1 protein-coding gene is annotated in these 341 nt (G+C 36.1%); it reads right to left on the bottom strand.

Going from position 1 to position 341, the window contains the following annotated elements; translation table 11 throughout:
- Window positions 1-55 precede the first annotated feature (55 nt).
- Window positions 56-341: WYL domain-containing protein (locus AB4486_RS26680; protein ID WP_372119780.1), on the bottom strand; the 286-nt coding region annotated here is incomplete at its 5' end.

Genomic DNA, 341 nt, shown 5'->3' with positions numbered 1-341 from the left:
ATCTAAATAAACAAGTTAGCTCTTAAGATCCTGTCTATGATGATGACTATGCTATCTAATGTGAATAGACATTCATCGCTTGTTTAAGGTCTCGTATTACATCTTGACGTAGTTTTAATGGCTCTAAAATTTCCACACAATCTGCGTTGTGAATGAGCCAATGTTTAAAATCTAAGCTATCTCTAGCCCTTGCTCTGACAATGTAGTGGCTTTTCGATGTTTCTTCTATTTCCTGGCATTCACTCAGTTTAAATTCATTTACAAACTTGCTGTTACCTTCAGAATCTCTCATCATTTTAAGTAATACTTCGAACGTTTCACCGCCGTTAACCCATTTACCC

This window comes from Vibrio sp. 10N.222.55.C6, from assembly GCF_041473395.1.
GTDB classification, from domain to species: Bacteria; Pseudomonadota; Gammaproteobacteria; order Enterobacterales; family Vibrionaceae; genus Vibrio; species Vibrio crassostreae_C.
Note: the sequence above shows the minus strand (reverse complement) of the source record. Positions and strands in the feature narration are given on the sequence as shown.